At 72.1% G+C, this 12,626-nt stretch carries 11 protein-coding genes and 2 pseudogenes; 6 read left to right on the forward strand and 7 right to left on the reverse strand.

Features of this window, described 5'->3' with window-relative positions:
* Nucleotides 1-57: 57 nt before the first annotated feature.
* Nucleotides 58-1,368: a serine/threonine-protein kinase gene (locus tag ESG85_RS19590; protein ID WP_128980991.1), complete on the reverse strand. Its 1,311-nt coding sequence runs from the start codon at nt 1,366-1,368 to the stop codon at nt 58-60.
* A 131-nt stretch (nt 1,369-1,499) separates the two neighbouring features.
* Nucleotides 1,500-2,189 carry a hypothetical protein gene (locus tag ESG85_RS19595; protein ID WP_128980993.1) on the reverse strand — a complete coding sequence of 230 codons (690 nt, stop codon included), beginning with the start codon at nt 2,187-2,189 and terminating at the stop codon, nt 1,500-1,502.
* 188 nt (nt 2,190-2,377) lie between these two features.
* Here ESG85_RS19595 and ESG85_RS19600 point away from each other — a divergent pair, with 188 nt between their 5' ends.
* Nucleotides 2,378-4,231, forward strand: coding sequence for a DUF4357 domain-containing protein (locus ESG85_RS19600; RefSeq protein ID WP_128980995.1), 1,854 nt, complete (start codon nt 2,378-2,380; stop codon nt 4,229-4,231).
* Between the two features lie 59 nt (nt 4,232-4,290).
* On the forward strand, nt 4,291-5,778 hold the full coding sequence (locus ESG85_RS19605; protein WP_342781367.1) for an McrC family protein: 1,488 nt from the start codon (nt 4,291-4,293) through the stop codon (nt 5,776-5,778).
* Here the strand turns inward: ESG85_RS19605 and ESG85_RS36020 are convergent.
* A pseudogene (locus tag ESG85_RS36020) lies at nt 5,702-5,876 on the reverse strand (IS1380 family transposase); the annotation flags it as partial. The gene ESG85_RS19605 and the pseudogene ESG85_RS36020 overlap by 77 nt on opposite strands.
* A gap of 22 nt (nt 5,877-5,898) precedes the next feature.
* Here ESG85_RS36020 and ESG85_RS19615 point away from each other — a divergent pair.
* Together ESG85_RS19615 and ESG85_RS19620 are read left to right on the forward strand one after the other, a co-directional pair.
* Nucleotides 5,899-6,124, forward strand: a pseudogene (locus ESG85_RS19615) (transposase family protein); the annotation flags it as partial.
* Nucleotides 6,125-6,193: 69 nt separating this feature from the next.
* Entirely contained in the window at nt 6,194-6,439 is a 246-nt protein-coding gene (locus ESG85_RS19620) for a DUF2283 domain-containing protein (protein ID WP_128980999.1), read from the forward strand.
* A gap of 128 nt (nt 6,440-6,567) precedes the next feature.
* On the opposite strand, the gene ESG85_RS19625 is transcribed toward ESG85_RS19620, so the two are convergent.
* From ESG85_RS19625 to ESG85_RS19635, 3 genes are all read right to left on the reverse strand, one after another.
* Nucleotides 6,568-8,097, reverse strand: coding sequence for a helix-turn-helix domain-containing protein (locus ESG85_RS19625; protein WP_128981001.1), 1,530 nt, complete (start codon nt 8,095-8,097; stop codon nt 6,568-6,570).
* A gap of 64 nt (nt 8,098-8,161) precedes the next feature.
* A complete protein-coding gene (locus tag ESG85_RS19630) occupies nt 8,162-8,518 on the reverse strand; it encodes a VOC family protein (protein ID WP_128981003.1) in 357 nt (118 codons plus the stop codon).
* A 233-nt stretch (nt 8,519-8,751) separates the two neighbouring features.
* Nucleotides 8,752-9,339 (reverse strand): sigma-70 family RNA polymerase sigma factor, encoded by a 588-nt coding sequence (locus ESG85_RS19635; RefSeq protein ID WP_128981005.1) that lies wholly within the window; start codon nt 9,337-9,339, stop codon nt 8,752-8,754.
* A gap of 170 nt (nt 9,340-9,509) precedes the next feature.
* Here ESG85_RS19635 and ESG85_RS19640 point away from each other — a divergent pair, with 170 nt between their 5' ends.
* Entirely contained in the window at nt 9,510-10,388 is an 879-nt protein-coding gene (locus tag ESG85_RS19640; RefSeq protein ID WP_128981007.1) for an alpha/beta fold hydrolase, read from the forward strand.
* A 72-nt stretch (nt 10,389-10,460) separates the two neighbouring features.
* Here the strand turns inward: ESG85_RS19640 and ESG85_RS19645 are convergent, their stop codons facing one another.
* Nucleotides 10,461-11,729 carry a helix-turn-helix domain-containing protein gene (locus tag ESG85_RS19645; protein ID WP_128981192.1) on the reverse strand — a complete coding sequence of 423 codons (1,269 nt, stop codon included), beginning with the start codon at nt 11,727-11,729 and terminating at the stop codon, nt 10,461-10,463.
* A 274-nt stretch (nt 11,730-12,003) separates the two neighbouring features.
* Here ESG85_RS19645 and ESG85_RS19650 point away from each other — a divergent pair, with 274 nt between their 5' ends.
* Nucleotides 12,004-12,624 carry a toll/interleukin-1 receptor domain-containing protein gene (locus ESG85_RS19650; RefSeq protein ID WP_128981009.1) on the forward strand — a complete coding sequence of 207 codons (621 nt, stop codon included), beginning with the start codon at nt 12,004-12,006 and terminating at the stop codon, nt 12,622-12,624.
* Nucleotides 12,625-12,626: the final 2 nt, after the last annotated feature.

Genomic DNA, 12,626 nt, shown 5'->3' on the forward strand with positions numbered 1-12,626 from the left:
TCAGTATCGCGGGGCCATCGGCAGCGCAGGTCCATCGGCATCGGGAGCCCGCCGGTGTCAGAACGCGGCCTGGGCCGCGTACACCTCGCGGAGCCGCTGTGCGGTGATCCGGGCCTGGGCGGAATGCAGCCGCTGCCCGGAGCGGCCGCGGGGAGCGCGCGGAGGGGCCGGCGGGGTGGACGACGGGCTGTCCGTGTCCGGGGCGGGTTCCGGGGCGGCGGGTGCGGACGAGGGCACGCCGGCTCCGGACGGCGGCGCGGGACCGTCGACGAGCGTCGGGGGCGGCTCGGTGGCGGCCTGCTCGTCGGCGTCAGGCGCGGGGGCGGCCGGCGGGGTCACGTCCGGGGAGAGCACCACCGCGTCCGGGGAGAGCGCCACGGTCGGCGCTGTCGTCGGCGAGGTGGGGGGCCCGGGAAGCGCCGGGGCCGCCGGGACGGTGGGCGGCAGCGGGAGGGCGACCGTCGGCGGCAGGCTGTCCAGCGCATGTGAGGGAGCCGCCGTGTGCGTCGTGAGCCGACGCCGTGCCTGGGCGACCTTGAAGCCCTGCGCCTCGATGACCGCCCGGCACCGCTGGACGACGTCGCTCAGCGCCGGCCGGTCCTCGGCCCGGTGCGCGAGCATCGCCGTCAGCAGGGGCACCAGCTCGTCGGGGACCCCCGACAGGTCGGGAGCCGTCTCCGGGTCGGTGACCTGATGGAAGAGGACGTGGATGTTCGCGGCCTGGTACGGCAGGTGCCCGGAGACGGCGAACAGCATCACGGCGCCGAGCGCGTGCACGTCGACCGCGGAGGTCAGCGGCCGGTCGCCCCGCGCCTGTTCGGGCGCCATGCAGGCCGGGGTGCCGACCACCGTGTTGGGCGCGGTCAGGGACACGCTCGACTCGGCGAACACCGCGAGCCCGAAGTCGATGACCTTCGGCCCGTTGGGGCCGAGCAGCACGTTCGCGGGCTTGAGGTCACGGTGCAGCAGACCCTGCTTGTGCACCGTGGCGAGCGCCTCGGCGAGCGTCGCCCCGAGGGAGGCGGCGAGCAGCGAGGGCAGCGGGCCGTGCAGGGCCACGTGCCGGCTCAGGTCGGGGCCCTCGATGTACTCGGTGGCCAGCCACGGAGGATCGGCCTCCGCGTCGGCATCCAGGAGCGCCGCGATCCGCGCGCCCCAGATCGTCTTGAGGATCTCCACTTCCTGGGCGAAGCGCTGCCGGGTCTCGGAGTCCACGACGGACGGCTTGATCACCTTGACGGCTGCGGGCTCCCCGCCGGGTGACTCGCCCAGGTACACCTGCCCCATGCCACCGTGCCCGATACGGCCGAGCAGCTCGTAGCCGCCCAGCTCGACGGGGTCATGCGGGCTGAGGGGAGCGATGTGCACGAGGGGCCTTTCTGCTCGTGAGCGTGAGGACGGAGCTGCGGACGGAGCTGCGGACGGAGCTGACGTGTCCGGTCGCACCGCACACGGTATCCGGCCGAAGACCGGTGCCGTACGGGCGCGGAGGCGGTCGGCTATCCGAGGTCCCGCCTGCGCTCCGCGAGACTCCGGACCCACAGCTCATGGGCCCGCCGTGCCTCGTGCACCGACTCGCGGGCGAAGACCTCGTCGGTGAAACCCACGGCCGCGACCTGCTCCACCACGCGGACGAGGTGAGCGGCCACCTCGCGCAGGCGCTCGGCGTGCGCCGCGCGCAGCCGTGGCGCCAGCTCCTCCTCGCGAGCGGCCAGTGCCATCAGGTCGTCGAACCCCGCGTCGTCCGCGTACGCGGAAGGGAGACCGGGAAGATCCGCCCCGGTGAGGCGGCGCACCACCGGCAGGGTGCGCTCGGCCGCTTCCTCCCGTCCGAGGACACGATGGAGCAGCTCTCGGGCCTGGTCGGTGCCGCGGACGCGCGCGGAGACCGCGTCCAGGGCGTCCAGCTCCGGGCCGACGCCCTGCTCGTCCTCCGCCGCGAGCAGGCCGCTCAGCCGGGCGGCGATCGCCTGGCCCGTGGCGGACGCCTCGTCGATGACGTCGTAGCAGGCGTCGAGTTCCTCGAAGGCGCGTTCCGCCGTGCGGATGGCGGCCGTCACCATGGCCGCGGTGTCGCCGTCGAACCGGCCGACCGCCTGGGCGAGCTGCGAGGACGTCATGGACACCGCTGCCAGCAGGTCTTCGGTGTGCCGCTGCCTGGCCGGCCCGCTCGTCGTTCCGGTGCCCACCGTTCCCCCCTCGCCGTGCCGGTGCTCCGCTCCCGATCATGGACGTCGGCGGCCGCACACGGCAACGCGCGGCCGGATCTGTGCCGACCGAGGCATCGGAGTTGGCCGGAAATGCACGAAGCGGTGCCGAAGTGGATCACGAGCGCCCCACAATGCACCCGGCCGAACCCTCCGATCCAAGGACACCGATGCTCGATTCGTACCCGGAGTTCCAGCTGCGCCTTCCGTACGGCGGACCCACGGCCAGAGGCCGGCTGCTGTCCGAGAGCGGGACCAACGGCAGCCAGAAGATGGTGGTGCTCGCGGGCTCCCCGGCGCGACCCGACGTCGTCCCGTCGTTCCCGGAGAAGACGCCTTCCTCGCACCGGCTGCGCGAACGGCTCATCGCGGACGGGGTGATACGCGAAACCTCCACGTGGCCGGGCTGGCTCGAAGTGGTCGAGGACGTGGAGTGCAACTCACCCTCCGCAGCGGGGGAGATCCTCCTGGGCCGCAGCTCCAACGGGTGGATGGAGTGGAAGACCGAGGACGGCCGGCCGCTCGCCGACTTCCTCGGCCAGGTGTGGTCGGGTCCCAGCCGCGCCTGGCTGGTGCGGGGGCCGCACTCGGCCGGCCCCGACCTGTTCCGGCGCGCGTGGCTCCCCGAAGGCCGGGTGTCCCTGACCGCCGCCCACCTGCGCCCGCTCGCCACCCAGGGCATCAGCAAGGAACAGCTGCGCACCTTCGTCGACGAGGACTACGGGTCGACGGCGACGTACACCGAGAAGCCGCAGCTCGTCGAGGAGCTGCACGCCTTCCTCTCGAGGATGCGCCCGGGCGACACGGTGTGCGCGCTCTCCGACGGCCGGCTCCACACCGGCAAGATCACCGGCAACGTCGAGCACCTCGTCGCCGACGACGGAAGCCGCGTCCTCTGGCGCCCCGTGGAGTGGGGGCGCGACGGCTTTCCGCTGAACGAGCTTCCGCAGGAACTGCGTCAGAAGCTTGCGCTGCGCCACGACGTGGTCGACCTCACCACCGTCAAGGCCATCGTCGACGGCCTCGGGGTCAGCGACGAGGAGCTGGTGGAGGAAGCCCTGGCCGACGGCTCCGTGATCAGCGCCGAACCCCTGGCGGTCACCGCCCGCCGCGACGTCGAGCTGCCCGAGCCCACCGAGGAGCTGCGGAAGGAGCTCCACGTGCACCACCTCGCATGGCTGCAGGAGATCAGGCAACTGCTCCACGACGAGAAGCAGCTGATCTTCTACGGCCCTCCCGGGACGGGCAAGACCTTCCTCGCCCAGGAGCTCGCCGCGTTCTTCGGCGGCGGGCCGGAGCAAGTCGAACTGGTCCAGTTCCACCCGTCGTACTCCTACGAGGACTTCTTCGAGGGCTTCCGCCCCCGCGAGGACCCCGATACGCACGAGGTCGCCTTCCGGCTCACGGCCGGCCCCCTGCGGGAGTTCGCCGAACTGGCCCGCAGGCAAGGCAACCGGCACATCCCGCACTTCCTCGTCATCGACGAGATCAACCGGGCCAACCTCGCCAAGGTCTTCGGAGAGCTGTACTTCCTCCTCGAATACCGCGACCGGTCGGTGCGGCTGACCTACTCGGACGAGGACTTCTCCCTGCCCCGCAACCTCTTCGTCATCGGCACCATGAACACGGCCGACCGCTCGATCGCCCTCGTCGACGCGGCGATGCGCCGGCGCTTCGCGTTCGTCGAGCTGTCCCCGCGCATCGATCCGACCCGAGCGCTGCTGCGTTCCTGGCTGGAGGCCGAGGAGAAGGACCCCGAACCCGCGGACCTGCTCGACGCCCTCAACGCCCGCATCGACGACCCCGACTTCAAGATCGGACCGTCGTACCTGATGAAGCCCGGCGTCTACCGCGAGGGCGGACTGGAACGGACCTGGCGGACCAAGATCCTCCCGCTCCTGGAGGAGCACCACTACGGCGAAGGCATGGACATCGAAGGCCGCTACGGCCTGCCGGCACTCCGCAGGGCGCTCGCGGCACGCACCACCTCGCCCGAACCCGGCGACGGGACCGACGCGCAGTGACCCCCGACATCCCGCTCGTCGAACACGGACCCGCGCGCTCGGTCCGGCTCCACGACGCCGTGGGCCGCGCACTGGCCGCCTCCAGAATCCTGGAAGAGGCCGGGCCCGACCCCTACGAGCCGGGCACCTGGCGACTGCGCGCCGGCAGCAGGGTGGGCGCCGTCACACTCACCGTCCCCGGCGGCGAAGGCGTCACGGTGCGGATCACCCCCAAGGTGCCGATCGCCCGCCTCCTCTTCCTGCTCGGCTACAGCAGCGACCCCCGGGGCTGGTGGGACGGCACCGTGGAGCTGGCCGCGCACGACGACCTCCTCCCGGCGTTCGCCCACGCCGTCGAGCGCCGGATCGACCGCGCACTGCGGCAGGGCCTGCTCCAGGGCTACCGGACGGCCGAGGAGTCGTCCCCTGTCGTACGCGGTCGGCTCCGTGAGTCCGAACAGATCCGCCGCCGGTTCGGCATGCCCGTGCCCGCGGAGGTGACGTACGACGAATTCACGACGGACACCACCGAGAACCGCATCCTCCGCACAGCCGTCGACCGCCTCCTGCGCCTTCCTGCCGTCCCCCGGACCGTCCGGACACGCCTGACGCACCAGCGATCCCGGCTGGCGGACGTCACCCCGCTCCCGCCAGGCCGGACACTCCCGGCCTGGCGCCCGACCCGCCTCAACGCCCGCTACCACCCGGCACTCCACCTCGCCGAGACGGTGCTGCGGGGCTCGTCGTCGGAGCACCTGCCCGGTGGGCTGCGCATGGACGGATTCCTCTTCGACATGAACGGCGTCTACGAGGACTTCGTCTGCACGGCCCTGCGGGAAGCGATGCGCGCCTTCGGCGGCCGCAGCGTCCTCCAGGCACGGAACCTCCACATGGACGAAGGCGCATCCATTCGCCTGCGCCCCGACTTCGTCTGGTACGGAGAAGCCGGCGCACCGGAGATCGTCGCGGACGCCAAGTACAAGGCCCGCCGAAAACAGGGATTCCCGAACGCGGACCTGTACCAACTCCTCGCCTACTGCACGGCCCTGGGTCTGCCCGAAGGACACCTGGTCTACGCGAAGGGCAACGCCCCGCACACCAGCCACCACGTCCGCCACGCCGGAACCGTCCTCCACCAGCACGCCGTCGACCTGAACCAGCAGCCCACGGAACTACTGGCCGAGATCGCCGCGCTGGCGCGGCGCATGCTTCCCCACCACCTTGGCGAAACGCCCGGCGGGGGCGGTGAACCCACCACCGCCCGCCGGATTCCGCGTCCTGCGTCAGAAGTTGTCCCAGTTGCCCGAGACGGGCTTGGCGTCTGTCGTGCCGAAGACGAAGGAGCGGTCGGCGACGTTGTCGCCGTGGGAGTCGTTCAGGTGGAACATCGTGGCCGAGGGACTCCGGACCCCGGTGGTGCCGTCGCCGTCCCAGTCGCCGACGACAGGGCGGTCTCCAACGCTGCCGTAGCTGATGGTGTACGTGTTCCACCGTCACCGGTACCACCCCGCCGGAATGGGGCCGTTCCTTGCGGACGATCAGACGCAGTCCCTCCGGCCAGCCCTTGAGCCCGTCGCCGTCGGGGTTCGGCGACCCAAACGCCGTCGCGGATCTCTCCGTCCGGCTCGACGGCCGTCGTCCACGCGGCGGGCGGGACCTTGGAGACGGCCCTGAAAGCGCGAGGCTAAGGAGCCCGGGGCACGATCCGCGTGCCCTACCGGGGCGGCTGGAGCGCGATCCCGGCCGGGAAGCAGGCCGTGAACACCTCCCACGCCAGGATCCGAGCCGTGTCGCGAGCAGGCCAACGCCACCCTCAAGAGCTGGCGGCTCCTGCGGAAACTCCGTTGCAGCACTACCCGCGTCACCGACATCGTCAAGGCCGTCCTGATCTTGCAGTTCGCCATGTCAGCATGACGTCGGCGAAGCCCGCAGTACGGACCAGGGCAGTACCGACGTCGATTACACCAAGGGAGCCAGCGCACTGTGGCAGACCTCAGGGTCACCTACGACAAGACTGCGAATGCGGCGTACGTGTACTTCACCGAACCGCAGACGCGCGTGAAGTCCACGCACACGTACCCCTGCGATCCGGTGGACGTCGACGGCATGATCAACCTCGACTTCGACGAACACGGCCGCCTCATCGGTGTCGAGGTGTTGGCGGCGAGTTCAAAACTGCCTGAGTACCTGCTCCAGTCCGCGGAGCGCCTGGATACCGAAGGTGCATAAGGCATGCGAAGTACGGCCATTGAGGCCACCTCGCCGCGCCTTACCCCAGGTTGGAAAAGGCTCACTGCCGCACCCCTCTGCCCGGTCTCGCACAGGTCGGAGGGATGCGGCAGTGTTGCTTTCGCGGGTCAGATGTCCCTGAAGATCTCGATCTGCGCGCCCACCGAGTTCAGGCGTTCCGCCAGGTCCTCGTAGCCGCGGTTGATGACGTACACGTTGCGCAGGACCGACGTGCCCTCCGCCGCCATCATCGCCAGCAGGACGACCACCGCCGGGCGCAGGGCCGGGGGGCACATCATTTCGGCGGCGCGCCAGCGGGTGGGGCCCTCCACCAGGACGCGGTGGGGGTCCAGGAGCTGGAGGCGGCCGCCGAGGCGGTTGAGGTCGGTGAGGTAGATGGCGCGGTTGTCGTAGACCCAGTCGTGGATCAGGGTCTTGCCCTGCGCCGTGGCCGCGATGGCCGCGAAGAAGGGGACGTTGTCGATGTTGAGGCCCGGGAAGGGCATCGGGTGGATCTTGTCGATCGGCGCCTCCAGCTTGGAGGGGCGGACCGTCAGGTCGACCAGGCGGGTGCGGCCGTTGTCCGCCGGGTACTCGGGGGAGCGGTCGTGGTCCAGGCCCATCTCCTCCAGGACCGCGAGCTCGATCTCCATGAACTCGATCGGGACCCGGCGGATGGTCAGCTCGGACTCCGTGACCACCGCGGCCGCCAGCAGGCTCATCGCCTCGACCGGGTCCTCGGAGGGCGAGTAGTCGACGTCCGCGTCGATGTCCGGGACGCCGTGCACGGTGAGCGTGGTCGTGCCGATGCCCTCGACCCGTACGCCCAGCGCCTCCAGGAAGAAGCACAGGTCCTGGACCATGTAGTTGGACGAGGCGTTGCGGATGACCGTCACGCCGTCGTGGCGGGCGGCGGCCAGTAGGGCGTTCTCGGTCACCGTGTCGCCGCGCTCGGTCAGGACGATCGGGCGGTCGGGGGCCACGGACTGCTCGACCTGGGCGTGGTAGAGACCCTCGGTGGCGGTGATGTCCAGGCCGAAGCGGCGCAGCGCGATCATGTGCGGCTCGATGGTGCGGGTGCCGAGGTCGCAGCCGCCGGCGTACGGCAGCTTGAAGCGGTCCAGGCGGTGCAGCAGCGGGCCCAGGAACATGATGATGGAGCGGGTGCGGATCGCGGCCTCGGCGTCGATGGACTCCATGTCCAGCTCCGCCGGCGGCACGATCTCCAGGTCCACGCCCTCGTTGATCCAACGGGTCCGGACGCCGATGGAGTTGAGGACCTCCAGCAGGCGGAAGACCTCTTCGATGCGGGCCACCCGGCGCAGCACCGTACGGCCCTTGTTGAGGAGGGACGCGCACAGGAGGGCCACGCAGGCGTTCTTGCTGGTCTTGACGTCGATGGCACCGGACAGGCGGCGGCGGCCGACGACGCGCAGGTGCATCGGGCCGGCGTAACCGAGAGACACGATCTCGCTGTCGAGCGCCTCGCCGATGCGGGCGATCATCTCAAGGCTGATGTTCTGGTTGCCGCGCTCGATCCGGTTGACGGCGCTCTGGCTGGTGCCGAGGGCGTCGGCCAGCTGCGTCTGGGTCCAGCCACGGTGCTGGCGGGCGTCACGGATGAGCTTGCCGATGCGTACGAGGTAGTCGTCTGCCATGCCGTCACGTTATCTCAGATATGAGATGCGCCTTGCGGTGGGGTAGGCCATCAGAGTGACGGGCTCACGGTGACAGGCTGTGCGCCACCGGGTGGTGCGGCTGGTAGAGCGGAAGTTCGGTTCCGCTCGGCAGCCGTACGGCCCCGACCAGTCCCCAGCCCTGGTCGCTGACGGGCCGTGAGACCTCGGCCCCGCGGTCCTCCAGCGCCTTCAGGGTCTCCGCGATGTCGTCGCACATCAGGTAGACCTCGCTGCGGGGTTCGCCGTCCGTGGGGTGCATGGCGATCTCGGCCGGCGGCAGCTCGAAGATGAGCCACCCCCGCCCCGCGTCGACGTGCGCGAAGCCCAGGACGTCCTTGAGGAAGGTGCGGTCCGCCTCGGCGTCCCGGCTGTAAAGGATCACGTGCGCGCCGCTGAACATGCCTCAATCGTCCTTCGTCGTCCGCTTTGCGGCAATCGCGCCACGCCCGTACGGGGGTTTATTGGTGTATTGCGGTGCCTGTTGGTGCCTGTTGGTGCTTATCGGTGCTTGCCTGTCGGTGCCTGCCCGCCCGTCGGCGCCCGTCGGTGCCTGTCGGTGCCTGCCCGTCGGCGCCCGTCGGCGCCCGTCGGCGGCTGTCGGTGTCCACCGGTGCTCGGTGGGGCGTATGGGGGTCAGCTTGCTGTCGGTGCTTCGTGCAGGCGTACGCGCTGGATCTGGCAGGCCAGTGCCCGGCGTCGCGATGCCGGGACCGCCTCCGCGCCCCGGCCCGCCGTCGCCAGGACGTCGAGGCCGCGTGCGATCCGGTCGTACGTGTTCCGGTACGCCGCGAACGGCGGCTCCGCCCCGTACTCCCGCAGGTCCTCCTCCATCAGGCGTCGCAGCGCGTCCACGTTCTGCGGCGTGAACCGCTTCCGGCCCCGGGCCAGCGCGTGCACCAGGCGCGAGCAATGGGCGCCGTCGTCGAGCGCCGCCGAGAGTTCCTCGGCCAGGCCCCACAACCGCCCTTCCAGCCAGGGTGTGTCCCACTGGTCCAGTGACGCGTCCGCCGCCGGCGGCGCGTCCTCCCCGGCCGACGCCCTGGTCACCTGCTTGGACACCGCCGGCTGGCTCATCCCGGCCAGCCGGGCCAGCCGCTCCTGGGTCCAGCCGGCGCCGGCGAGGAGTCGGATCATCTCGGCGCGCAGGTGCCGCATCTCCTCGCCCGCGCGGATGATCTCGTTCATCCCCGCGAACATCCGCGCGGCCTGCTCCTCGGTCATCTCCTCGGGCGTCCGCCCGGCGGCCCACGCATCCGCCGTCGCCGCGGACGTGCGTCCGGCGCCGCTGCCCGTTGTCTCCCGCTCGGTTGTCACAACCCAGTTATACCCGGACCCGCCGGCTTCCCGGCAGGGGCTCGACACGACTTATAACCAGGTTGTATGACTGGGTTATGGCCTCCGCTCCGCACACCTCCGCCACCTTCACCGCCCCCGACGGCACCCGCCTCGCCCACCGCCTCGCCGGCTCCGGCGACCCCCTCCTCTGCGTCCCCGGCGGGCCCGCCGACTCCGCCTACCTCGGCGACCTCGGCGGGCTCGCCACCCACCGCACCCTGGTCCTTCCCGACCTGCGCGGCACCGGCCGGTCCCCGCGGCCCGCCGACCCCGCCGGCTACCGCTGCGACCGCCTCGTCGACGACATCGAGGCCCTGCGGGCCCACCTCGGTCTCGAACGCGTCGACCTGCTCGGCCACTCCGCCGGAGCGAACATCGCCGCCCAGTACGCGGCCCGGTATCCGCATCGCGTGGCGCGCCTGGCCCTCGTCACGCCCGGCCTGCGTGCCGTCGGCGTCGACATCACCGGCGACGCCCGGCTCGGCCTCGCGCGCCGACGCGCCCACGAACCCTGGTTCCCGGCGGCCTTCGCCGCCCTGCGGGCGATCAACAGCGGAAACGGCGGCACGGACGCCGACTGGGAGGCCGTCGCACCCTTCCGGTACGGCCGCTGGGACGAGGCGGCCCGCCGTCACGAGGTCGCGAGCCGCCCCGACAACCCCGAGGCCGTCGCCGGCTTCGGCGCCGGCGGCGCCTTCGGGCCCGACCGGATCCACGCCACCCGTGCCGCGCTCGCCACCCTGCCCGCCCCCGTGCTGCTGCTCGCGGGGGAGTTCGACCTCAACAGTCCGCCGGGCGCCGTGGCGGAACTCGCGGGTCTCGTGTCCCACGCCGTACTCCGCGTCCAGCCCGGGGCGGGGCACTACCCCTGGCTGGACGACCCGGCCGCCTTCGTCGCGTCGGTGACGGCGTTTCTGGACGGCGCCTCTCGGTGACGGTCATCCCGGCAGCGCGTTCCGTGGGGTGCTTGTCGGTGGCTCTCGCCGTGGGACCTCACGCGGCCTGGCTCAGCCGAACGCGAGGGCCGCCGACGCGTCGATGAGGGCGAGACGGCCCCGGTCGGCTCCTCGGGTCCGCGCCTGTGCCACGAAACCTCCCAGCTCGGCGCGTACGGTGGCCGAGTCGATGCGCCTGATCACGGGCAGCGTGGCCTCGACGATCCGACAGGCGTCGTCGAGTCGGCCGACACCGGCGAGCGCCGTCGCCTGCCGGACCGCGAAGCGGGCCCGGGAGTTGCTGTCCGCCGGGACGGCCGGCCCGAGGCCGAGTCCGGCGGCGGAACGGCCGGGGGCGGAGAGGTCGGCGGCGGAACGGCCCGGGGCGGAGAGGTCGGCGGCGGAAAGGCTGGGGGCGCTGAGCTCGGCCGCGGAAAGGCCTGTGGTGGAAAGGCCGGCGGCGCTCAGCTCCGCGTCGAAAAGGTCGGCGGCGAGCTCGAAGCGACCCAGGCTGAGCATGCAGGACGCTGCGATGAGCCGAGGGTTGCCGTTCTCGGCCCGCGGACCCCAGTGAGGGCTCCGGCCGCCGACGGCCTCGGCGGTGTGGCTTCCGAACCGCGCCAGCGCCTCCCGGCAGGCCTCCGCGTCGCCGCGCCGCGCATGCGCCTGCGCCGCGCGCCGCGCGGCCTGCGCGCGGATCACCGGGTCGGCCGCCGGGTGCGCGGCCGCCTGGTCGGCGAATCCGATCGCCGCACCGCTGTCACCGCGGTGCTGGGCGATGAACGCCCTGCGGACCAGGGCGTACGCGGCCACCGTCTCGTCGCCGCCGCGCGCACCCCAGCGGACCGCGGTGTTCGTCCAGCGCAACGCCTCCGCGGGGTTGCCCGCCTCCTGTGCCATCCAGCCCGTGTACTCGGCGAACGTCGAGGCCAGCCGCCAGATCTCGGCACGCTCCTCGCCGACGGCGAGCGGACCGGCGTCCGTCAGGATCCGGAGGATCGACTTCAGTGACGCGGTGACGAACCTCGGCCCGGTGGACCTGCCGATGTCCTTCAGTTCGCGCAGGACCCGCTCGTATCCGGCGACCACCGGGCCGGCCTCGACGACCTCCTCGGCCGGGACGCCCCTGCGCCGAGGCGCCGCCAGCTCGGCGAGTTCCCCGCCCGCGCCGAACGCCGCGTCGCAGGCCGCCGCCACGGCGGGCGTGGGGTTGCGCAGTCCGCTCTCCAGGTTGCAGATCTGCCCGTCGGAGACGTTCGCCCGCCGGGCGAGCTCGCGCACGCTCCACCCCCGACGCGCCCGCAGCGTGGCCAGGACGACGCCGAAGTCGCCCGGCGGCAGACGGGTACCGGCCGATCTCCACGGCGAATCCGCCGCTGCCGGAACCGGCCGAGCCGGACCGGCCCCCGCCGCAACCTCCCGCGCTTGACCGGCCCCCGCCCGGACCGCCCGAGCCGGAACCCTTCCTCCCGTGCTGTCCGCCGCGTCCATACCCGCCAGCGTACGGAGCCTTGCGGCTGCTATTCAATCCTCGCTGAATAGCAGCCGCGCGACTGTTCCGCCCCTATGGTGAGCACCATCCCTGACGTCAAGTCCCGCCAGAGAGGGGGCACTTGTGCCGCGCGTCTTTCTCAGCTTCCGCAAAGCGGACTCCCGTTGGATGCGAGACCGCGTCCACCGCGAGCTGTCCGACCGCCTGGGTGCCGACGAGATCTTCAAGTCGGGCCGGTCGATTCCGCCCGGGGCCGATTTCGCCGAGATCCTGCGGCGGCAGGCCGCCGAGTGCGAGCTCATGTGCGTCCTGATCGGGCCGGGGTGGCTCGACGCGCGCGGCGAGGACGGCGTCCGGCTGCTGGACCGGGACCACGACTGGGTCCGCCTGGAGATCGCCACGGCTCTCCGGGCGGGAAACCGCGTCGTCCCGGTCCTGCTGGGTGACGCGACGATGCTGCCCGACGCCTCGGCGCTGCCCGCCGAGATCGCGGAGCTGGGGCGCCTGCAGTTCCTCCGCGTTCCGGAGACCCATCTGCCGGCCGGGCTGGCGCACCTGTGCGACGCGGTGGCCGCTCTGCTGTCCGGTGCCGGGCCCGCCGCCGGATCCGGGCCGGGCACGGCGCAGCCTCCGGATGCCGCGCCGGCCGCCGGCCCGGCGCCGTCGGTGACCATGACGGCCCATGTGACCGGCGGCGGCAGCTCGTACATGGCGGCCCGTGACCAGACGATCAGGCCGGCGTGAGG

It is taken from the genome of Streptomyces roseicoloratus, assembly GCF_004117935.1.
GTDB classification, from domain to species: Bacteria; Actinomycetota; Actinomycetes; order Streptomycetales; family Streptomycetaceae; genus Streptomyces; species Streptomyces roseicoloratus.

What these genes read in the sequence shown, in the direction of transcription:
- ESG85_RS19630 (WP_128981003.1), bottom strand. Translation starts at nt 8,518, where the DNA reads ATGTTCAGCGGCGCGCACGTGATCCTTTACAGCCGGGACGCCGAGGCG.
- ESG85_RS19600 (WP_128980995.1), top strand. Translation starts at nt 2,378, where the DNA reads ATGCTCGATTCGTACCCGGAGTTCCAGCTGCGCCTTCCGTACGGCGGA.
- ESG85_RS19635 (WP_128981005.1), bottom strand. Translation starts at nt 9,339, where the DNA reads ATGACCGAGGAGCAGGCCGCGCGGATGTTCGCGGGGATGAACGAGATC.
- ESG85_RS19625 (WP_128981001.1), bottom strand. Translation starts at nt 8,097, where the DNA reads ATGGCAGACGACTACCTCGTACGCATCGGCAAGCTCATCCGTGACGCC.
- ESG85_RS19640 (WP_128981007.1), top strand. Translation starts at nt 9,510, where the DNA reads ATGGCCTCCGCTCCGCACACCTCCGCCACCTTCACCGCCCCCGACGGC.